This window comes from Serratia liquefaciens (assembly GCF_027594825.1).
GTDB classification, from domain to species: domain Bacteria; phylum Pseudomonadota; class Gammaproteobacteria; order Enterobacterales; family Enterobacteriaceae; genus Serratia; species Serratia liquefaciens_A.
This window is the reverse complement of the sequence record NZ_CP088930.1, coordinates 2,188,446-2,210,748: the sequence shown is the minus strand read 5'-3', so window position 1 is coordinate 2,210,748 and position 22,303 is coordinate 2,188,446. Positions and strand designations below refer to the sequence as shown.

The following is a 22,303-nucleotide window of genomic DNA, read 5'->3' as shown; positions in this document are numbered from 1 at the left end:
AACCACGAAAAATTCAACGATGACTCAATCCAGCTATAACGCTGATGCCATTGAAGTACTCAGCGGTCTAGAACCAGTGCGCCGTCGTCCCGGCATGTATACCGACACGACGCGCCCCAATCACCTCGGCCAAGAGGTGATAGATAACAGTGTCGATGAAGCTTTGGCCGGTCACGCCAAGCGCATCGACGTGATTTTGCACGCCGATCAGTCACTGGAAGTGATCGACGACGGCCGCGGCATGCCGGTGGATATCCACCCTGAAGAAGGCGTACCTGCGGTTGAGTTGATCATGTGTCGTCTGCACGCCGGCGGTAAATTTTCCAATAAAAACTACCAGTTCTCCGGCGGCCTGCATGGCGTGGGGATCTCTGTGGTTAACGCCCTGTCGAAACGGGTGGAAGTCAACGTTAAGCGTGACGGTAACGTCTACAGCATTGCCTTCGAAAACGGCGACAAGGTGCAGGAATTGGCGGTGACCGGCAGCTGCGGCAAACGCAATACCGGCACCAGCATCCACTTCTGGCCTGACGAGCAGTTCTTCGACAGCCCGCGTTTCTCGGTATCGCGCCTCAGCCACCTGCTGAAGGCCAAAGCGGTGCTGTGCCCCGGGGTCGAAATTTACTTCATCGACAAGCTGAACAACACCGAGCAACGCTGGTGCTATCAGGACGGCCTGACCGATTACCTGATGGAAGCGGTCAACGGCCTGATCACCCTGCCGGAAGCGGCCTTTGTCGGTAACTTCTCCGGCGATACCGAAGCGGTGGACTGGGCGTTGCTGTGGCTGCCGGAAGGCGGTGAGCTGCTGACCGAAAGCTACGTCAACCTGATCCCGACCATGCAGGGCGGTACCCACGTCAACGGCCTGCGTCAGGGTCTGCTGGACGCGATGCGTGAGTTCTGCGAATTCCGCAACATTCTGCCGCGCGGCGTTAAGTTGTCTGCCGAAGATATCTGGGACCGTTGCGCCTACGTGCTGTCGGTCAAGATGCAGGATCCGCAGTTCGCCGGCCAGACTAAAGAACGTTTGTCATCGCGCCAGTGTGCGGCCTTCGTTTCCGGCGTGGTGAAAGACGCCTTCAGCCTGTGGCTGAACCAGAACGTTCAGGCGGCGGAACAGCTGGCCGAGTTGGCGATCTCCAGTGCCCAGCGTCGTTTGCGTGCCGCCAAAAAAGTGGTGCGCAAGAAGCTGACCAGCGGGCCGGCGCTGCCAGGCAAACTGGCCGATTGTACGTCGCAGGATCTGAACATGACCGAACTGTTCCTGGTAGAAGGGGATTCGGCGGGCGGTTCAGCCAAGCAGGCGCGCGATCGCGAATATCAGGCGATCATGCCGCTGAAAGGCAAAATCCTCAACACCTGGGAAGTCTCCTCGGACGAAGTGCTGGCCTCGCAGGAAGTGCACGACATCTCCGTGGCGATCGGCATTGACCCGGACAGCGAAGATCTTAGCCAGCTGCGTTACGGTAAAATCTGTATCCTGGCGGATGCGGACTCCGACGGTTTGCACATCGCCACGCTGCTGTGCGCGCTGTTCGTACGTCACTTCCGTTCGCTGGTGAAGGGCGGTCACGTGTATGTGGCGATGCCGCCTCTGTACCGCATCGACCTCGGCAAAGAGGTGTACTACGCGCTGGACGAAGAAGAGAAAGCCGGCGTGCTGGAACAGCTGAAGCGCAAAAAAGGCAAGCCGAACGTTCAGCGCTTTAAAGGGCTGGGCGAGATGAACCCATTGCAGCTGCGTGAAACCACGCTCGATCCGAATACCCGCCGTCTGGTCCAATTGACGGTGAGTGACGACGATGTGGATCAGACGCTGGCAATGATGGACATGCTGCTGGCCAAGAAGCGTTCAGAAGACCGCCGTAACTGGCTGCAGGACAAAGGCGATATGGCCGAGCTTTCTGTCTGACTGTCAGGCCCGGCTTCCCCGCCGGGCCTTCTTTCCGCAGGGGCGCTGCGTACGGCACCCGACCACTCTGGGCGGCATGCATGAAAATCACCCTCGAAGAATTACTGGCCTTTACCACCGTCGTTGACAGTGGCTCCATCACTGCCGCAGCCGAACAGCTCGGTCAGACCACCTCCGGCATCAGCCGCGCACTCAGCCGGTTGGAAAAAAAACTCGATACGACCCTGATGCGCCGCACCACGCGTAGACTTGAGCTGACCGAAGAAGGTCAGAACTTTCTCAGCCATGCACGCGAGATTATCCACTCGGTGGAAAATGCCGAAGAGCAAATGGCGCTGCGCAGGTTGATCCCTGCCGGGAAACTGCGGGTCAACGCTGCCGCTCCGTTTATGGAGCATGTGATCGTGCCGCTGGTGGCCGGTTTCCGGCAAAGCTATCCGCAGATTGAGCTGGAGCTGAATACCGATAACCTGATCATCGATCTGCTGGAAAAGCGCACCGATATTGCCATTCGCATTGGTGCGCTGCGGGATTCGACCATTCATGCGCGCCTGTTGGGTTCCAGCCGCTTACGCATTCTCGCCAGCCCGGAATATCTCGCGCGTTATGGTACGCCGGGCAGTGTGGAAGCGCTGCGCGAGCACTGCCTGCTTGGGTTCACCCAGCCGGAGTCGCTCAATCTGTGGCCGTTGCGCTATCAGCAGGCGCAGCATTTTGCCATCACCCCGACAATATCGGCTTCCAGCGGTGAAACTCTGCGTCAGTTGGCGTTGCGGGGGGAAGGGATAGTGCAGTTGGCTGATTTCATGACGCGAGACGATCAGCGTGCGGGGCGACTGATCCCCTTGCTGGAACAGGAAACGCTGGACGTGCGCCAACCGATTAATGCGGTGTATTACCGCAATACCCAGTTGGCGGCGCGTATTACCTGTTTTCTGGACTACGTCAGTGCGCATATTGATGCGCAGACGCTGTAGGAACCGATTGACGGTCCCCACGGGGCTTACAGGGCGTTGCCCAGCACGTGAATGGTCACGCCCAGCACGCTGTCTTTGATGGTGTCGCGATGACGGTGCATGTGAGCGATATCCAGATGCTTTTCCAGATGCGCCTGACTGGCCCATTTCTCCAGCATAAACACCGAGTCCGGCGACAGCTTCTGCCATGGCGCCTGGGTGTGGCTGTCGATCATCGGCGTATATTCGCTACAGCCATCCTCTGCCAGTACCAGCGGAACCAGTTTCTCAATCGCCTTCAGAACCGTTTCACGGTGGCCCGGCTTGGTTTTGATTTCTGCAATTACGGTGATCATCATTACCTCATTGATTGACGTGCATAATGCTAGTTAAGCAAAAATTTCGGTCAGATGCGCGCGATAACGTGCGATGTCGCTGTCGATATCCGGTTGTTTAATCACATCATTACAGATAAAGGTCGGCAGCGCTTCCATTCCCAGGAACTGATTGGCCTTATGGAAATGCAGATACACGCCGTCGACGCCGACGCCATGGAAGAACTGATCCGGGTCGGTAAAGGCTTCCAGCGGGGCGTTCCAGGTCAGGCTCAGCATGTATTTCTTGCCCTGGATCAGGCCGCCGGAGCCGTACTTCTTGCCGGCGTCTGAACGGGTGCGACCGTCGCTGGCGTACAGGCTGCCGTGCCCGGCGGTGAACACTTCATCAATGTATTTTTTCAGGATCCACGGCTCGCCCATCCACCAGCCCGGCATCTGATAAATCACCACGTCGGCCCACAGGTATTTTTGCACCTCGGCATCGATGTCGTAACCGTCGTCGACCACGGTGACCTGCACCTGATGCTTCACATCGCGCAGGAAGCTTTCCGCCACGTCACTCAGGGTTTGGTTGAGTTCGCCGTTGGAATGGCCAAACTGCTTTTTAGCATTGATAATCAGGATATTGCTCATCTTTCACGGCTCCTGTCAGAATTAAAATGTGTGATGTTCTCCGCGTCAGGGGCGGGAAACATTTCGCTGATAAGGAGTGTAATCGTTAGCAATACAGGTAAAAATGCGATCCAGCGCACAACAGTGTTGACTGTGAGTCAATAAATGCGTCGCCGCATAGCGCTATTTTGCATAAAACTGCCTGATACGCTGGCTTCGCCGGATGATTGCTGCGCCATCTGTGACAGCTACCCCGCTGATGGGTTACTATCGCAGGCAGAATCAACCCTTTGTCGTCCAGGGATTGCCAAGCCACGGTCTGAGGATAATTGAGTAATGAGTGATCTGACTCATGACGGTGTAGAGCGTTTACCGCTGCACACATTCACTGAAAACGCCTATCTGAACTATTCCATGTACGTCATCATGGATCGGGCGTTGCCGTACATCGGTGACGGTTTGAAGCCGGTACAGCGCCGCATCATCTACGCCATGTCGGAACTGGGGCTGAGCAACAGCGCCAAATTCAAAAAATCCGCCCGTACCGTAGGTGATGTGCTGGGTAAATACCATCCGCACGGCGATAGCGCCTGTTATGAAGCCATGGTATTGATGGCGCAGCCGTTCTCTTATCGCTATCCGTTGGTGGACGGCCAGGGGAACTGGGGGGCACCGGACGATCCGAAATCTTTCGCCGCGATGCGTTATACCGAGTCGCGCCTGTCCAAGTATGCGGAAGTGTTGCTGGCTGAGCTGGGCCAGGGCACCGTTGACTGGGTGCCGAACTTTGACGGCACGATGCAGGAACCGAAGATGTTGCCGGCACGCCTGCCCAACATTCTGCTGAACGGCACCACCGGCATTGCCGTGGGCATGGCGACCGATATCCCTCCGCACAACGTGCGTGAAGTGGCTGCCGCCGCGGTGGAGCTGCTCGAACGACCGGGAGCTTCGCTTGAAGACCTGCTCGAATTCGTGCAGGGGCCGGACTTCCCGACCGAAGCCGAGATCATCACGCCGCGCGACGAAATTCGCAAAATTTATCAAAATGGCCGCGGTTCAGTACGTATGCGCGCCGTTTGGAAGAAAGAAGACGGCAGCGCGGTGATCACCGCCTTGCCGCACCAGGTTTCCGGCGCCAAGGTGCTGGAGCAGATCGCCAGCCAGATGCGCGCCAAAAAGCTGCCGATGGTTGAAGATCTGCGTGATGAATCCGATCACGAGAACCCAACGCGACTGGTGGTTGTGCCGCGCTCCAACCGCATCGATCTGGATCAGGTGATGAACCACCTGTTCGCAACCACCGATCTGGAACGCAGCTACCGCATCAACATGAACATGATCGGTCTGGACAACCGCCCGCAGGTCAAAGGGCTGGTGGAAATCCTGACCGAGTGGCTGGCGTTCCGTCGCGACACGGTGCGCCGCCGCCTGAATTACCGCCTGGAAAAAGTGCTGAAACGCCTGCACATCCTCGAAGGTTTGCTGGTGGCATTCCTCAATATCGATGAAGTGATCCACATCATCCGCAGTGAGGACGAGCCCAAGCCGGTGCTGATGGCGCGTTTTGGCATTACAGACACTCAGGCCGAAGCGATACTCGAACTGAAACTTCGTCACTTGGCGAAGCTGGAAGAGTTCAAGATCCGCGGTGAACAGGATGAGTTGGCTCAAGAGCGCGATCAGTTGCAGGCGCTGCTGGCCTCCGAGCGTAAGCTTAGCACCCTGATCAAGAAAGAAATCCAGGCCGATGCATTGGCCTACGGCGACGATCGCCGCTCGCCGATTACCGAGCGTGCGGAAGCCAAGGCGATGAGTGAGCACGACTTCGTGCCTTCTGAGCCGGTGACCATTGTGCTGTCTGAAATGGGCTGGGTGCGCAGCGCCAAGGGCCACGATATCGACCCAAGCGGCCTGAGCTATAAGGCCGGCGACAGCTACCGCAGCGCAGCACGCGGCAAGACCAACCAGCCGGTGGTGTTTATCGACTCCACCGGACGCAGCTACGCGCTGGATCCGTTGACGCTGCCTTCGGCACGTGGGCAGGGCGAGCCGCTGACCGGCAAGCTGACGCCACCGCCGGGCGCCACCATTGAGCAGGTGCTGATGGCGGCGGACGACCAAAAACTGCTGATGGCTTCCGACGCCGGTTACGGCTTCGTTTGTACCTTCAACGATTTGGTGGCACGCAACCGTGCCGGTAAGGCGATGATAACCCTGCCGGACAACGCCAAAGTGCTGGCGCCTATGGAAATTCACGGCGACGACGATATGCTGCTGTCGATCACCGCGGCGGGCCGCATGTTGCTGTTCCCGGTTGCCGATCTGCCTCAGCTGTCGAAGGGCAAGGGCAACAAGATTGTCTCTATCCCATCGGCGCAGGCCGCCTCCGGTGAAGACAAGCTGACATGGCTGTTCGTGTTGCCGCCGCAGACTTCCGTGACGCTGCATGTGGGTAAACGCAAGCTGACGCTGCGTCCGGAAGATTTGCAGAAGTTCCGTGCGGAGCGGGGCCGTAAAGGCACCTCACTGCCACGTGGCCTGCAGCGTATCGACCGCGTAGAGATCGACGCCCCTGCGCGAGCGCCGACGGGCGACAGCGAAGAGTAACCCAGAGGGAATAACCAGCGGGCGCAGCATATTGCGCCCGCTTTTTTTCACGTAACCGGCAATTATTTTCAAATAGTTAACATTTCTCTGCATAAAATTATTGTGCGTATCGCCGGCTGGCGGGAAAATAGCAAAAAAATGCAGGGCAGGTTTTCAGCCCCTGCAATCAAAGAATGAGTAAAGGGATCTGCGCAGCGTTTCAGGCTGCGTCGGCAGTGTGCTAATGAGGTTGTTATGTTATTAATTTTGCGTGCCATTCTTGCCACTCTATATTGTATTTTGGTGTGCATCTTCGGTTCTATCTACTGTTTGTTCAGCCCGCGCGATCCTCGCCATGTGGCGACCTTCGGTCACCTGTTTGGCCGCCTTTCCGGGTTATTCGGTTTAAAGGTGGAAGTCCGCGTACCGGCCGATGCGGCCAAGAATGGCAACTGCATTTACATCGCCAACCACCAGAATAACTACGATATGGTGACCGCCGCCAAAGCGGTACAGCCGCGTACCGTGACCGTGGGTAAAAAAAGCCTGCTGTGGGTGCCGTTCTTCGGCCCGCTGTATTGGCTGACCGGTAACCTGCTGATTGACCGTGATAATCGCGCCAAAGCGCACGGCACCATCGCACAGGTCGCCGAACAGTTTAAAAAACGCGACATTTCGATCTGGATGTTTCCAGAAGGCACCCGCAGCCGCGGGCGCGGGCTGATGCCGTTTAAAACCGGCGCATTCCATGCGGCAATCGCCGCCGGGGTGCCGATTGTGCCCATCTGCGTTTCCACCACCAGCGGTAAAATTAATCTTAACCGTTGGAATAATGGTCATGCGATCGTCGAAATGTTGGAGCCGGTCGATATCAGCGGCTATGGTAGAGAAAATGTGCGTGAGCTGGCGGCCCATTGTCATGAGCTGATGCTGGCGAAAATCGCCGAGCTGGATGCGGAAGTCGCCCAGCGCAATGCCGCCGGAAAATAATATTCCTACCGGCTTCAAAGAATGAACTTTTAAACGGCGCCAAATGCCGTTAACGCCGGGGCTCCTGCTAATCTGATTAACAGGGGCCCGGTCTTTGCACACGGTTTAGTCATTGCTTTTCATGGAGAAAATATGTCACTCAGTCGACGTCAGTTTATTCAGGCATCGGGCTTGGCGCTGTGCGCGGGAGCCGTGCCGCTGAGGGCTGAGGCGAGCGGAACGCAGACCCCGTTACCTGTCCCCCCGTTGCTGGAATCCCGCCGTGGCCAACCGCTGTTTTTAACCTTGCAGCGCGCCCACTGGGCATTTATGGATAACCGCAAGGCGTCGGTGTGGGGGATCAACGGCATGTACCTTGGGCCGACGGTGCGGGTTTACAACGGTGATGACGTAAAGCTGATTTACAGCAACCGCCTGCCGGAGCCGGTGGCAATGACCATCAGCGGCCTGCAGGTGCCGGGTACGTTGGTGGGCGGCGCGCCGCGCATGATGTCTCCCAACGTTGACTGGTCGCCGGTGCTGCCGATCCGCCAGAACGCGGCGACGTGCTGGTATCACGCCAGCACCCCCAACCGCATGGCACCCCATGTTTACAATGGCTTGACCGGGCTGTGGCTGGTCGAAGACGAGGTCAGCAAATCACTGCCGTTGCCGAATCACTATGGCGTAGATGATTTCCCGTTGATCATTCAGGACAAGCGGCTCGATAACTTTGGCACACCGGAATACGATCCGCCGTCGCAGGGGGGCTTTGTCGGCGATACGCTGCTGGTTAACGGCGTGCAAAACCCATACATCGAAGTTTCCCGCGGTTGGGTGCGCCTGCGCCTGCTTAACGCTTCCAACTCACGCCGCTACATGCTGCAACTGAGCGACGGCCGACCGCTCAACGTGATCGCCAGCGATCAGGGCTTTTTACCTGCGCCGGTCGCGGTACAGCAGCTTTCACTGGCACCGGGCGAACGCCGCGAAGTCTTGATCGACATGTCAAAAGGCGATGAGGTGACCATCACCGCCGGCGAAGCGGCGGGCATTATGGATCGCCTGCGCGGTCTGTTTGAGCCTTCGAGCATTCTGGTTTCTACCCAGGTGCTGACGTTGAAGCCGACCGGATTATTGCCGCTGGTGACCGATAACCTGCCGATGCGCCTGTTGGCGGATCAGCTGTTGGACGGCAGCGTCAGTCGTACCCGCGAATTCCGTTTGGGCGACAGCCAGGCCGGGATTAACGGGGCGATCTGGGACATGAACCGCATCGATGTGCAAACTCAGCAGGGGAGCTGGGAACGCTGGAACATCCATGCGGATACCCCGCAGGCGTTCCACATTCAGGGCGTACAGTTCCTGGTTAAACGCGTTAACGGTGCGCAACCAATGGCGGAAGATCGCGGTTGGAAAGACACGGTGTGGATCGACGGGGACGTTGAGCTGCTGGTTTACTTCAATCAGTCCACCTCGGAACATTTCCCGTTCCTCTACTACAGCCAGACGCTGGAAATGGCGGATCGCGGCAGCGCAGGCCAGTTTATGGTACAGCCGGCGCTGTAAATTCGCCGGTACGTTGCTAAGTCGCCTTACGCAGCATCGCCAGAAAGGCCTGAACCACTGGTGTTGCGCTGTCGGCGTGATGGATAGCGTACAGATCCGCCGACGGTGCCTGCTGCAGCGGACAGAAACGTACGCCGGGCCACGGAATGCGGCCATAGCTGTCCGGCAACAGCGTGATGCCATAGCCTTCGGCCACCAGTGCCATCAGGGTTTGCGGTTCGTTGACCTGATAGGCGATATCCGGTTTGAAGCCCTGCTGCAGACACAGGTTATGCAGGTACAACCCCAGACTGGCTTCATGAGGCGGCAGTACGATGAATTTTTCATGCCGCAGCGCCGCCAGCGGCAGGCTTTCTGCCTGGGCTAGCGGGTGGTCCTGCGGCAGCACCAGCGCAATGTTCTCCCGTGCCAGCAGTTGGCATGTCAGCCCCGGCAGTATCTGTTCCCTGGCTTCCCGCCAGACGCCAATATCGATATGACGCTTTTGCAACGCGGTGATCTGCTGGCTGGGCGTCAGTTCGTTCAACGCCCAGGTGACGTTGGCCGTTTGTTCGGTAAAGCGCTTCAGCGCCGGTATCAGCCCGCCCCACACCGAAGTGCCGACCATGCCAATCACCATGTGTCCCGCTTCGCCACGCCCCAATTGCTGCACCTGATTGAGTGCATTACCCGCCTGATCCAATAGCATCTCGACGTTGTGAAACAAGGTTCGGCCTGCCAGCGTCAGCGCCATCGAGCGTGTGGTGCGTTTGAACAGCTCGACGCCCAACTGGCTCTCCAGTTCCTTGATGTGCTTGCTGAGCGGGGGCTGAGAGATGTTCAGCCGCAGTGCGGCCTGGGTGAAGTTCATCTCTTCCGCCACCACGCGAAAATAGTGCAGCAGGCGGAAGTTAATCCGGCTGGGATCCGGCAGTTGCTGTGGCTGTTTTAGGTTGATGATGGCCTCCTGATGCGAGCAATTTATAGGTGAATGGAATAAATCAGCCGCCAATAATGTATTGGTCGCCGGTGCGCATCGCTCTCTACTATGGGGATTATTTCACCCTTCCATAGAAGAGAATACTATGTTTAATCAAGAAGATGCTTTTTCCTGTGCTGAAATTGTCCGCGCCCGCATGCCGGGCTTCCAACCGCGAGCGGCTTTGATCCTGGGCTCCGGGCTGGGTGCGCTGGCGGAGGTGATGACCGACACCCTGACCATCGACTACGCCGAACTGCCGGGCTTCCCGGTCAGCAGCGTGGTGGGGCATGCCGGTCAGTTGGTTGCCGGTTGGCTGGAAGGCGTTCCTGTCGTGTGCATGAAAGGGCGTGGTCATTACTACGAAGGGCGCGGTATGCAGGTGATGACCACCGCCGTGCGCACCTTCAAACTGTTGGGCTGCGAATTCCTGCTGGCGACCAACGCCGCCGGTTCGTTGCGCCAGTCGGTACCGCCGGGCAGCCTGGTGGCACTCACCGATCACATCAACTTTATGCCCGAGTCGCCGTTGGTTGGCGATAACGACGAGCGTTTCGGCCCGCGCTTCTTCAGCCTGGCCAATGCCTATGACAGCGAGCTGCGTGGCCAATTGACCCAGGTGGCGCAGAGCGTGGGTATTCCGCTGGCGGAAGGGGTGTTTGCCGCCTACACCGGGCCCAACTTCGAAACCCCGGCAGAAATCCGCATGATGCAAACGCTGGGGGGTGACGTGGTCGGCATGTCTATCGTGCCGGAAGTGCTCTCGGCGCGCCATTGCGGGCTGAAAGTCCTGGTGGTTTCTGCGATGACCAACTACGCCGAAGGGCTGTCCGATACGCCACTGTCCCACGAGCAAACGCTGAGCTGCGCGGCCCTGGCGGCAGAGGACTTTATGCGCCTGATCCGTGAGTTCTTCAAAACGCTGTAACGCTGCAAGCTCCCCCGCGGCGAGGTGCAGGGGCCTGGCCGCGTGAATCATCGTTTTAATCAAAATAATAAGGTGATGGTGATGGCAATAAAAACGCGACTGAAGGTAATGGTTTTTCTGCAGTTTTTTATTTGGGGTGCCTGGCTGGTGACGCTGGGATCTTACATGATTAATACCCTGCATTTCAGCGGGTTGCAGGTGGGCATGGTGTACAGCTCTAAAGGCGTCGCGGCGCTGATTATGCCGGGGTTGGCAGGCATTCTTGCCGATCGCTGGATCCGCGCCAATTACCTGTATGCACTGTGTCATCTGTTCGGTGCGCTTGCGCTGTATTGCGCGGCCCAGGTTGAGCAGCCGATGGTGATGTTCTGGGTCATGTTGTTCAACGCCATGGTGTATATGCCGACGATTTCGCTTTCCAACGCCATTGCCTATTTTTGTCTGGAGAAGCACGGTTACGACACGGTGAAAGATTTTCCCCCGGTGCGGGTGTACGGCACCCTGGGCTTTATTGTGGCGATGTGGCTAATCGGCTTTAGTCGAATTGAGCTGAGCAATATGCAGCTGTATCTGGCTTCTGCCGTGTCACTGTTGCTGGCCTGCTATTCTCTGACGCTGCCGAATTGCCCGACCAGCAAAGTTGAAAAATCGAAAAGCTGGTTCAGCGTACTGGGGCTGGATGCGTTGGTTTTGTTTCGCCAACGGCGTATGGCGCTGTTTTTCCTGTTTGCCATGCTGCTGGGTGCGGCACTGCAGGTTACCAACACCTTTGGCAATCCTTTCCTGCATGATTTTGCGAGCAATCCGCTGTATCAGGACAGCATAAGCGTCAGGTACCCAGCGGTGCTGTTGTCGCTGTCACAAATCTCCGAGGTGTTCTTTATCCTCACCATTCCGTTCTTCCTGCGCCGATATGGCATCAAACAGGTGATGCTGATCAGTATGGCGGCCTGGACGCTGCGCTTCCTGTTCCTGGCCTATGGTACCCCGGTCGGTTTCGGCTTTGTGCTGCTGCTGCTTTCGATGATCGTTTACGGCTGTGCCTTTGATTTCTTTAATATTTCCGGGGCTATCTTCGTTGAGAAAGAGGCCGATAGCCGCATCCGTGCCAGCGCACAGGGGTTATTCATGACCATGGTCAACGGTATCGGCGCGTATCTGGGGGCGATAGCCAGCGGCGAAGTGGTGGATTTCTTCACCCACGACGGCGTAAAAGATTGGCAGAGCATCTGGTTGATCTTCGCGCTGTATACCTTGGTGCTGGGGATCATCTTTGCGCTGACCTTCAACTATCAGCACCGGCCGGAGGAGTACGTTGGGCCGGTCGAGCGAGCGCATTAGAAAAAGGAGAGGGGCACGCAAACCGTGCCCAGTTGGCGTCAAACGCCGGGAAAATGCCGTTGCAGCTGTTGCCAGTCCGGCGCGCTGCTTGCACCCCGACTGGCCACCATGCAGGCGGCCACGCGGTTAGCCAAATCGACCGCCTGCGGCAGCGGCCAACCGGCGGAGAGCCCGGCCAGCAGGCCGGCGCAGTGGGCGTCGCCCGCACCCTGGGTGTCGACGACGTCCACCGGGTGGGTCTTTACCTGGAGCGGCGGGGTATCGCCACGGCATATCCAGACGCCATCGCAATCCAACCGACAGATCAGCGTGATATTGTGCGCGCTGGCAAACTCCTGGGCCAGGGTGAGCGTATCACCTGCGCCGCACAGCGTTACTGTTTCGCTACGGTTCAGCGTCAGCAGGCTATGGCTGTCGCTGAGCATGGCAAAGAAATCTTCATCCAATTGAGCGATGCCCGGGCCGGGATCGATCAGTCGCCACTGGTCGAACGGCAATCTGGTCAGCCATTCGCGTACGGCCTCGCCGCTTTCTCCGGCCAACTGCTCGCCGCTGATGTAAATCAGCGTGTCTTCCGTCAGGGGCAACGTGCCCAACTGGGCTTTATTCCACTGGGTTTCGCAGCCGGGTTCGACCACCGACAGAGACTCACCGTTGGGGTGCATCCGTGTCTGGCGGCGGCCATTGTCCATTTGACCATGGCGCAACAGTACCGGCATATCCAGATGATTCATTTCGGCCTCAACCGCCGCAGCCGATACTCCGTTGCCAACCGGCATGCCGTTGATCACCGGGACCTGCAGGCGTCTGAGCGCCCGCGCGACGTTAAACGCGCAGCCACCTACTTTTTGCTCCTGCGTCAGCGTCACCTCAACGATCGCGCTGCCCAGGGCCAGAATTGGTTTTACTGCTAAAAACTCGCTCATTAATTTCCTCCGCTGTCGGCCGGTGGGCCGAACAGAATGCGCTATGATGACCGCGCAGACGCGTGGAGTCGAGAGGGAAGCCCGAGATGCTGTGGCCAGCGGTGAAATAACCATGCTCTTTTTGTCACTAGTGCGTATAATCGCCGCCCGGCGATTAATTAACCTGTGAAAGAGCACCAGAATGAGCACTACCAGCCTGATCCAACCCGATCGTGAATTGTTTTCCTATAAGCCTTATTGGGCCGAATGTTATGGCACCGCGCCGTTTTTACCGATGTCGCGCGAAGAGATGGATCAACTGGGCTGGGATAGCTGCGATGTGATCATTATCAGTGGTGACGCCTATGTCGACCACCCGAGTTTTGGTATGGCGATCATCGGCCGCATGTTGGAAGCGCAGGGCTTCCGCGTCGGCATCATTGCGCAGCCGGACTGGAGCAATAAAGAAGATTTCATGCGGTTGGGCAAACCGAACCTGTTCTTCGGCATCACCGCCGGTAACATGGATTCGATGATCAACCGTTATACCGCCGATCGCAAACTGCGCCACGATGATGCCTACACCGCCGGCAACGTGGGCGGTAAGCGTCCGGATCGCGCGACGCTGGTTTACAGCCAACGTTGCAAAGAAGCCTATAAAGACGTGCCGATCGTGCTGGGCGGCATTGAAGCCAGCCTGCGTCGCATCGCTCACTACGATTACTGGTCGGATACCGTGCGCCGTTCGGTATTGGTGGATTCCAAAGCCGACATGCTGATTTACGGCAACGGCGAGCGCCCGCTGGTGGAAGTGGCACACCGCCTGGCTGCGGGCGAGAAAATCAGTGAAATCCACGACATCCGCAACACGGCGGTGATGCGCAAAGGCGCGTTGCCGGGCTGGACCGGTGTGGATTCTACCCGTCTGGACAAGCCGGGCCGCATTGAGCCTATCCCCAACCCTTACGGCGACGATCTGCCCTGTGCCGACGGCGGTAAACCGGAGCCGGAAGCCAAACCGGTCACCGTGCGCGCCGCCAAGCCCAAGCCGTGGGAAAAAACCTATGTGCTGCTGCCGTCTTTTGAAAAGGTGAAAGCCGACAAGGTCCTGTATGCCCACACTTCGCGCATTCTGCACCATGAAACCAACCCAGGCTGTGCCCGTGCGCTGATGCAGTCGCACGGCGACCGTTACGTGTGGATCAACCCACCGGCGATCCCACTGACCACGCCGGAAATGGACAGCGTGTTTGCCCTGCCGTACCAGCGTATTCCGCACCCGTCCTACGGCAAGGAAACCATTCCTGCCTATGACATGATCCGCTTCTCGGTCAACATCATGCGCGGTTGCTATGGCGGCTGTTCATTCTGTTCGATCACCGAGCACGAAGGGCGCATCATCCAGAGCCGTTCGGAAGACTCAATTATTCGCGAGATCGAAGAAATTCGTGACAAAGTGCCGGGCTTTACCGGTGTGATCTCCGATCTGGGCGGCCCGACCGCCAACATGTACATGCTGCGCTGCACCAACCCGCGCGCTGAGCAGACCTGCCGCCGCGCCTCGTGCGTGTACCCGGAAATCTGCACCTACATGGACACCAACCACGAACCGACCATCAAGCTGTATCGCCGTGCGCGCTCGCTGGAAGGCATCAAGAAGATCCTGATCGCCTCCGGCGTGCGTTACGATCTGGCGGTAGAAGATCCTCGCTATATCAAAGAGCTGGCTACCCACCACGTTGGCGGCTACCTGAAGATTGCACCGGAGCACACCGAAGAAGGTCCGCTGTCGAAAATGATGAAGCCGGGCATGGGCAGCTACGACCGGTTTAAACAGCTGTTTGACCATTACTCCAAGCTGGCGGGCAAAGAGCAGTATCTGATCCCGTATTTCATCTCTTCGCATCCGGGCACCCGTGATGAGGATATGGTGAATCTGGCGCTGTGGCTGAAGAAAAACCGGTTCCGTCTCGATCAGGTGCAGAACTTCTATCCGTCACCGATGGCGAACTCCACCACCATGTATTACAGCGGCAAAAACCCGTTGAGCAGAGTGGGTTATAAGAGTGAAGATGTCGTGATACCGAAAGGCGATCGTCAGCGTCGTCTGCACAAGGCGTTGCTGCGTTATCACGATCCAGCCAACTGGGCGATGATCCGCACCGCGCTGGAAGACATGGGCATGAAACACCTGATCGGCAGCCGTCGCGAGTGTCTGGTGCCGGCGCCAAGCATTGACGAACAGCGCGAAGCCAAGCGGCTGCAGCGCCATACTCGTCCGGCGCTGACCAAGCACACTGACATCACCCGTCAGCGTACGCCGTCCAATAAGCCGCCGCGCAAGCCGATTCGCAACGGCAAACCATAACGGTCAGGCACTGGCTTAAATGAAAAGGAGAACCCTCGGGTTCTCCTTTTTTGCTTTTGAAAATCAGAGCTGCTCGTAGGCCGCTTCGACTTTCATCAAATGGCGCGGTGCCTGCGGTGCGGGATGGTATTTGCGCACGTGCCAGTTAAAGGCTTCCGGCGACAGATTGTTAATCATCGAGATGGCTTGCTGACGGTTGCTGGAGAAGGTCCGCAGCAGTGCGCCGGTGCCGTTGACGTAGGCGATGATGGTGGCGTAACGCAGCGTGACAGGATCGTCGATGCCTTTAAGCTGCTGCTTTTGCAGCACCGCCAGGTAGGCGGCACCGAGGTCAATATTGGTGTCCGGATCCAGCAGGTCGTCGTCGTCCGGGCAGCCGCGTTTCCCTTTGTAACGGTAGGCGTCACAGCCGGCGGTGTCGGCTTTCAACTGCATCAGGCCGATAGCATTGGAGCGGCTGATTGCCGCCGGATTAAAGCCGGACTCCACCTTGATCATCGCGGCGATCAGTTTTTGATCGACATCGTATTTATCCGCAGCATCTTCGATCGCATCGTCAAAAGCATGAGCATCATAGCTGGTGCGCGGTTTTTTGCTGGAACAACCGGCCAGGATCAGCATCAGGCATATCACGCCTGCGCGCGACCAGAGTCGTAGGGTGGGTTTCATGGTGCTCCGTATTGTTTTTGCTGGGATAAAGTCGGCATCATAGCATCTCCGTCAGTGCCTGTTCGACATACAGATAGCCAATTCCCATCACCTGCTGCGCGCGCGTCAGCTGACCAAAACCGATGTGCGTTGCTTGAGTCTGGATCTGGTCGTGACGATCGAAGGGGTTGAACCCGGTCTGGCTGATGATGGTCTCCAGCCAGGCCTGACCAAAGCCACAGCTGCGGCCATAAAGGTAAATACGGTTAATATTTAAGATATTTAGGAAGTTATACAGACTCAGGCCAATCGCCTGGGCGGCACGCTGCACCAACACCTGCAAGGCTGCATCCCCTTGATGATAACGGGCGATCAATTCGGCGGTGGTGGGAGTTTTAAGCCTTTCGCCTTCGGGCGGCAGTCTGGGGGCGACCTTTAGCTGGATGCGCGCCTTTTTCTTCAGTGCCGACAGCGAGGCGATGGTTTCCAGACAGCCGTAACGGCCACAGGAGCACAGGCTGCCATCGGGATCGACGATGGTGTGGCCAATCTGGCCGCTGCCGAACAGGCTGCCCCGGTAAATCTGCTGGTTAATCACGAACGACGAGCCGATGCCGTAATCGACGTTAATCACGCAGAAGTCCTGCGCATTGGCGTTATTTTGCCACTTTTCCGCCAGCCCCAGCATCACGCAGTCGTTATCCAGCAAGACCTCGGTCTTCAGGCGCTCTTCCAGCAGGTATTTTATCTCCACCGGTCCTTCCCACGGGGCCTGTGGCATACGCTGCGACACGCCGGTCAGCGGGTTGACCTGGCCGTGGATCGACAAGGCTATTTTCAGCGGCATGCCCTGTTGGCGGCTGTGCAGATGATAGATTTGCACCATTTCCTGCAGCATCGCCTGCGGCGTGGTGGCCACGATTGGTTGCGGGGTGAAGGCGCTGCACGGCGTGATCAGGCCATCCACCACGATGCTTTCAATCAGATAGGGCGACACGTTCAGGCACAGGATCCGTTGCCCGGCGGCGGCGATGCGGTAACTGCCGCCCCCCAAGCCGCGACGGTGTAAATTCTGCTGGTCGTGCTCAACCCGCCGTTCTGCCTGCAGTTCATCAAGAATTTTGCCGACGGCGGGAATAGACAGCTGCGAAAGCCGTGCCAGCGTCGATTTACTGGCGATCTTTTCCCGATACAGCAGCGCGCACAGCACCCGTTTATTAAAATTGCGCACCCGTTGGTTATTCAACCCTTGCAATGCCATTCATTAAACCTCGTTTACTGTATTGCGTGATGGTAGCGCAGAAAGCAAGCAATTCTGTCATCTAGACTGCCTGAAACGCAACCTTCAGTATTTTTAGTGAGGAAAACATGCACGGGACAGTCAAGGTTTGGCAAGAGCAGGTTGAATTACCCACTTACGGCACCGGCGAGCAGGATTCGCACCCGATGTTCCTGGAAAATCGGGTCTATCAGGGATCGTCCGGTGCGGTTTATCCCTATGGCGTTATTGACACCCTGAGCGGTGAAAAATCCCTGCGTCGCTATCAGGCGGTGTATCTGGAAAACGACTACCTGCGCGTGATGCTGTTGCCGGAGCTGGGCGGGCGTATTCATCGGGCTTACGACAAAGTGCAGCAGCGTGATTTTGTTTATCACAACGAAGTGGTGAAGCCGGCGCTGGTGGGGTTGCTGGGGCCGTGGATCTCGGGGGGGATCGAGTTCAACTGGCCGCAACACCATCGCCCGACCACCTATATGCCGGTGGACTGCCAGATCCAGCAGCACGATAGCGGTGCGCAGACCGTCTGGCTGGGGGAAGTGGAGCCGATGCGCGGGCTGCAGGTGATGGCCGGTTTCACGCTGTATCCTGACCGCGCGCTGATCGAAATCAGCGCCAGGATCTTCAATGCCAACCCGACGCCGCGCCATTTCCTGTGGTGGGCCAACCCGGCGGTGAAAGGCGGGGACGATCACCAGAGCGTGTTCCCGCCGGATGTGACCGCCGTTTTTGACCATGGCAAGCGTGATGTCTCTTCGTTCCCTATTGCCACCGGCACCTATTACAAGGTGGATTATTCGGCCGGCGTGGATATTTCACGCTACAAGAATATCCCGGTACCGACGTCTTACATGGCGCATAAGTCGGACTATGACTTTGTGGGCGCTTACAGCCACGATGAGCAGGGCGGGTTGCTGCATATCGCCGATCGCCACGTGTCGCCCGGCAAGAAACAGTGGAGCTGGGGCCACGGCGAATTTGGTCAGGCCTGGGATCGCAGCCTGACCGACAATAACGGTCCTTACATTGAGCTGATGACCGGGGTTTACACCGATAACCAACCGGATTTCACCTGGCTCGATGCCTACGAAGAAAAATGCTTCGTGCAGAATTTCCTGCCCTACAACACCCTGGGCATGGTGCAGAACGCCAACACTCGTGCAGCGCTAAAACTGGAAAGCGACGGGCGGCAGCTGGTGTGGGGATTGTATGCGGTCGCGCCACTGGCACAGCACCGCTTGGTGATCCGCAGCGACAGCGACCAGCAGTTGCTGCTCGACCGGCGTGTCGATCTCACCCCAGGTGCGGCGTTGCTGGAGACCATGACCGGCGATTTCTCTGGCCGCCTGACGATTGAATTGCAGGACGCGCAGGGCAGCTGTGTACTCAGCTATCGCCAGCATCAGGCGAGTGAAAGCGCCGAGTTGCCGCAGCCTGCCAGGGCACCGTTGGCGGCAGAGCAGATCGCCAGTGCCGATGAGGCCTGGTTTATCGGCCAGCATCTGGAGCAGTATCACCACGCCAGCCGTTCGGCGTTCGATTACTACCAGCGGGGTCTGGCGTTGGATCCTCTCGATTACCGCTGCAATCTGGCACTGGCCACGTTGGAATATAACCGCGCCAATTTTAAACCTGCCATTGCCTACGCGGATGACGCGCTGGCGCGGGCCCACAACCTTAACCGTAACCCACAGTGCGGGTTAGCCAGTCTGATCCGTGCCTGCGCTCAGGAACAATTGGGCAACGACGATGCCGCCTACGAAGATTTCTACCGTGCCATCTGGAGCGGTAATGGCAAACCGGGCGGTTTCTATGGTCTGGCGCGGATTGCGGCGCGGCGCGGGGAGTATCAGCAGGCGCTGGAGTTTTGTGAAAGTAGCCTGAGCGTGAACGCCAGCCATTATCCGCTGATTGCCCTGAAGGCGCTGCTGTTGCAACGCCTGGGGAAAGGGGCACAGAGCCTGGACTATATCGATGACCAGCTTGTCGCCCGCCCGTTGCATTACAGCCTGTACTACCTGCGCTATGCGCAAACCCGCGCGGAGGCCGATCTGCAACGCCTGAAGGCGGTGACCGGCTGCCGCGGGATCAATGCGTTGACCATCGCCGGCCAACTCGGTGAATGGGGAGCCAAAGAACAGGCGATTGAATTATTGACGCTGCTGGACAGCCAGGAAACCTTGCCGCGCTATATGTTGGCCAGCCTGCGCAAAGGCGCGGTAAGCGACGAGGAATACCACCGATTATTGACGCAAGCGCGAAACAGCTTTGCCCGGCAGGTACGTTTCCCCAATACCCTGAACGAAGTGCAGATGCTCAGCCAACTGCCGGGGTGCGATTTCGCGCAGTATCTGCTGGCCTGTTTCCATTACAGCAAACGCAACTACTCGCAGGCGGTAGCGTTGTGGCAGAGCTGTGTGGAGCGGCAACCGACGTTTGCCGATGCCTGGCGTAATCTGGGGATCTACGCCTTCAATAAGCTCAAACAGCATGATGTGGCGCTGGCTCATCTGCAGCGGGCTTTTGCCCTGCAGCCTGATGACGCTCGCCTGCTGTTCGAACTGGATCAACTGAACAAGCGCCTGGGTACTGCGCCTGATCAACGGCTGGCTATGTTGGAGCAACATTTGCCGGTAGTGGCCCGTCGGGACGACCTGACCGCCGAATTGCTGAGCCTTTACAACCAATGCGGTCGGCTGAGCGATGCGCAGCGGATCCTGCAACAGCGTGAGTTCCACCCGTGGGAAGGCGGCGAAGGCAAAGTGACCGGTCAGTATCTGATCAACCTGCAGCGGCTGGCATTCCAGGCATTGCAACGGGGGGAACCGCAGCAGGCGCATGAGTTGCTGCAGTCGGCATTGCACTACCCGCAGAATCTGGGGGAAGGCCGCCTGGCCGGGCAAAGCGACAACGACATCTACTATTGGCTGGGTATCTGCGCCGCGCGACAAGGCAAGCTCGATGCGGCCGCCGGCTACTGGCAACGGGCCTGCGTCGGGCACAGCGATCTGACGGAGAGCCGCTACTACAACGACCAGCCGGTGGATTATTTGTTCTATCGCGGCATGGCGCAAAAGCAACTCGGGCAGTCGGCGCAGGCCGAACAGCAATTCTGGCAAATGCAGCAATGGGCAAGCCAGCAGTCAGGGGCCGCGCCTGGCGCCGATTTCTTTGCCGTTTCGCTGCCGGATCTGATGGCCTTGGACAATGACCTGCAACAGGCGCATCAGCAGCACTGCCTGTTGGTTACGGCGTTGGCGCAGCTGGGGTTAGGGCAGCTACCGGCGGCGCAGCAGACGTTGAGCGAGTTGCTGGCGATCAATCCTGCGCATGACAAAGCGCGTTTATTCAGCCTGTTGGCCGAAGTTTTGGCCAACTGATGCTGAAAGGGGACGAATGTGACGAATAAACTGAACATGCCCTATGTCTGGACTATCTGCCTGGTCGCCGCTTGCGGTGGCCTGCTGTTCGGCTATGACTGGGTGGTCATCGGCGGAGCCAAACCCTTCTACGAGGCCTATTTTGGCATTACCGATCCCGCCCAGTCCGGCTGGGCGATGAGTTCGGCGCTGGTGGGCTGTATTTTCGGCGCGGTGATCTCGGGCCTGCTGTCAGATCGCTTTGGTCGCAAGTTGCCGCTGGCGCTCGCCGCTTTGACCTTTGTGATCTCGGCCTGGGGCACCGCCGTGGCCACCAGTTTTGACGCCTTTATCATTTACCGCATTGTCGGTGGCGTCGGTATTGGCCTGGCTTCGGCGCTGTCGCCGGTGTATATCGCCGAAATCAGCCCGGCGGCGCAGCGGGGTCGCTTCGTTGCGGTGAACCAACTGACCATTGTGATTGGGGTGCTGGCAGCGCAGTTGATCAACCTGCTGATTGCCGATCCGGTGGCGACCAATGCCGGTCAGGCGGAGCTGTTGACCAGCTGGAACGGTCAGGTTGGCTGGCGCTACATGTTTGGCGCCGAGCTGGTGCCGGCGCTGGCCTTCCTGCTGTTGATGTTGGCGGTGCCGGAGTCGCCGCGCTGGCTGGCGAAGGTCGGTCGCCACGAGCAGGCGCAGAAGGTCTTGCGACGCATCGGCAATGAAGGTTATGCGCAGCAAACGCTGGCGGAAATCCGCCATACGCTGGACAAGGACCGTCGCAAGGTGCCGCTCAGCGCACTGTTGCGCAGCGACGTGCGGCCGGTGCTGGTGATTGGCATTGTGTTGGCGATATTCCAGCAGTGGTGCGGCATCAACGTGATCTTTAACTATGCGCAGGAGATCTTCGCTTCGGCAGGGTTTGATATTAACGACACGCTGAAATCGATCGTCGCCACCGGGTTGATCAATCTGATCTTCACCCTGCTGGCCCTGCCGCTGGTGGATCGCATAGGCCGCCGCCGGCTGATGCTGATCGGTGCCAGCGGATTAACGGTGATCTACCTGCTGATGGCAGCGGCTTATGCCTATGGGCTGTTGGGGTTGCCGGTCTTGCTGTTGGTGTTGGTTGCCATCGCTATTTATGCCGTCACGCTTGCTCCCGTCACCTGGGTGCTGCTGTCTGAAATCTTCCCCAACCGCATTCGCGGCGCGGCGATGGCTGCCGGTACCTTTGCGCTGTGGGTGGCCTGTTTTGTCCTGACCTATAGCTTCCCGTTGCTGAATGCGGCATTGGGCGCGGCGGGCAGTTTCCTGTTGTATGGCGTCATTTGCCTGGCTGGCGCAGGGTTTATTTACGCCAGAGTGCCGGAAACCAAGGGCATCACGCTGGAGGCGCTGGAGGAGCAGCTCAGCGCAGCAGGCGCTACTGCCATCAAGGAGAAAGAGTTTACTTAACCCTGTTTAGTTTAATGCGTGATCCTGTGGCGGTAAGTAATCAGCTTGATCATTTAGTGTAATGAGTCTGTGCTCCGCCAGGGGGCGAACAGCGGTAAAGCTCTCCGG

At 58.0% G+C, this 22,303-nt stretch carries 16 protein-coding genes; 10 read left to right on the top strand and 6 right to left on the bottom strand.

Features of this window, described 5'->3' with window-relative positions:
- Positions 1–19: 19 nt before the first annotated feature.
- Positions 20–1,915, top strand: a complete 1,896-nt coding sequence (parE, locus tag LQ945_RS10005; protein ID WP_020828685.1) for a DNA topoisomerase IV subunit B — start codon at positions 20–22, stop codon at positions 1,913–1,915.
- Between the two features lie 80 nt (positions 1,916–1,995).
- Positions 1,996–2,892, top strand: a complete 897-nt coding sequence (locus LQ945_RS10000) for a LysR substrate-binding domain-containing protein (RefSeq protein WP_046372605.1) — start codon at positions 1,996–1,998, stop codon at positions 2,890–2,892.
- A gap of 26 nt (positions 2,893–2,918) precedes the next feature.
- Here the strand turns inward: LQ945_RS10000 and LQ945_RS09995 are convergent, their stop codons facing one another.
- Both LQ945_RS09995 and LQ945_RS09990 read right to left on the bottom strand, forming a co-directional pair.
- Positions 2,919–3,227 carry a putative quinol monooxygenase gene (locus LQ945_RS09995; RefSeq protein ID WP_020828683.1) on the bottom strand — a complete coding sequence of 103 codons (309 nt, stop codon included), beginning with the start codon at positions 3,225–3,227 and terminating at the stop codon, positions 2,919–2,921.
- A gap of 33 nt (positions 3,228–3,260) precedes the next feature.
- Positions 3,261–3,842: an NAD(P)H-dependent oxidoreductase gene (locus LQ945_RS09990; protein ID WP_270102816.1), complete on the bottom strand. Its 582-nt coding sequence runs from the start codon at positions 3,840–3,842 to the stop codon at positions 3,261–3,263.
- A 315-nt stretch (positions 3,843–4,157) separates the two neighbouring features.
- Between LQ945_RS09990 and parC the strand changes: the two genes are divergently transcribed.
- The 3 genes from parC to ftsP all read left to right on the top strand — a co-directional run bounded on the left by parC (position 4,158) and on the right by ftsP (position 8,948).
- Positions 4,158–6,431 carry a DNA topoisomerase IV subunit A gene (gene parC, locus LQ945_RS09985; protein WP_270102815.1) on the top strand — a complete coding sequence of 758 codons (2,274 nt, stop codon included), beginning with the start codon at positions 4,158–4,160 and terminating at the stop codon, positions 6,429–6,431.
- A 234-nt stretch (positions 6,432–6,665) separates the two neighbouring features.
- Positions 6,666–7,400, top strand: a complete 735-nt coding sequence (locus tag LQ945_RS09980; protein WP_020828680.1) for a 1-acylglycerol-3-phosphate O-acyltransferase — start codon at positions 6,666–6,668, stop codon at positions 7,398–7,400.
- 132 nt (positions 7,401–7,532) lie between these two features.
- Positions 7,533–8,948, top strand: coding sequence for a cell division protein FtsP (gene ftsP / locus LQ945_RS09975; RefSeq protein ID WP_044553517.1), 1,416 nt, complete (start codon positions 7,533–7,535; stop codon positions 8,946–8,948).
- 16 nt (positions 8,949–8,964) lie between these two features.
- Here ftsP and LQ945_RS09970 read toward each other — a convergent pair whose 3' ends face one another.
- On the bottom strand, positions 8,965–9,861 hold the full coding sequence (locus LQ945_RS09970) for a LysR family transcriptional regulator (RefSeq protein WP_316044526.1): 897 nt from the start codon (positions 9,859–9,861) through the stop codon (positions 8,965–8,967).
- A gap of 151 nt (positions 9,862–10,012) precedes the next feature.
- On the opposite strand from LQ945_RS09970, the gene xapA reads away from it, so the two are divergent.
- Positions 10,013–10,834: a xanthosine phosphorylase gene (gene xapA, locus LQ945_RS09965; RefSeq protein WP_270102814.1), complete on the top strand. Its 822-nt coding sequence runs from the start codon at positions 10,013–10,015 to the stop codon at positions 10,832–10,834.
- A gap of 81 nt (positions 10,835–10,915) precedes the next feature.
- On the top strand, positions 10,916–12,175 hold the full coding sequence (locus tag LQ945_RS09960; RefSeq protein ID WP_270102813.1) for a nucleoside permease: 1,260 nt from the start codon (positions 10,916–10,918) through the stop codon (positions 12,173–12,175).
- 38 nt (positions 12,176–12,213) lie between these two features.
- Here LQ945_RS09960 and LQ945_RS09955 read toward each other — a convergent pair whose 3' ends face one another.
- The gene (locus LQ945_RS09955) at positions 12,214–13,101 is read right to left on the bottom strand and encodes a PfkB family carbohydrate kinase (protein ID WP_270102812.1); all 888 of its coding nucleotides are present in this window, start codon (positions 13,099–13,101) and stop codon (positions 12,214–12,216) included.
- Positions 13,102–13,282: 181 nt separating this feature from the next.
- Here LQ945_RS09955 and LQ945_RS09950 point away from each other — a divergent pair, with 181 nt between their 5' ends.
- Positions 13,283–15,448 (top strand): YgiQ family radical SAM protein, encoded by a 2,166-nt coding sequence (locus LQ945_RS09950; protein WP_044553504.1) that lies wholly within the window; start codon positions 13,283–13,285, stop codon positions 15,446–15,448.
- Between the two features lie 63 nt (positions 15,449–15,511).
- On the opposite strand, the gene LQ945_RS09945 is transcribed toward LQ945_RS09950, so the two are convergent.
- Both LQ945_RS09945 and LQ945_RS09940 read right to left on the bottom strand, forming a co-directional pair.
- A complete protein-coding gene (locus LQ945_RS09945) occupies positions 15,512–16,117 on the bottom strand; it encodes a transglycosylase SLT domain-containing protein (protein WP_044553503.1) in 606 nt (201 codons plus the stop codon).
- A 37-nt stretch (positions 16,118–16,154) separates the two neighbouring features.
- Positions 16,155–17,357, bottom strand: coding sequence for an ROK family protein (locus tag LQ945_RS09940; RefSeq protein WP_270102811.1), 1,203 nt, complete (start codon positions 17,355–17,357; stop codon positions 16,155–16,157).
- A gap of 107 nt (positions 17,358–17,464) precedes the next feature.
- On the opposite strand from LQ945_RS09940, the gene LQ945_RS09935 reads away from it, so the two are divergent.
- Positions 17,465–20,755, top strand: coding sequence for a DUF5107 domain-containing protein (locus LQ945_RS09935; protein WP_270102810.1), 3,291 nt, complete (start codon positions 17,465–17,467; stop codon positions 20,753–20,755).
- Positions 20,756–20,791: 36 nt separating this feature from the next.
- Entirely contained in the window at positions 20,792–22,195 is a 1,404-nt protein-coding gene (locus tag LQ945_RS09930) for a sugar porter family MFS transporter (RefSeq protein ID WP_270102977.1), read from the top strand.
- Positions 22,196–22,303: the final 108 nt, after the last annotated feature.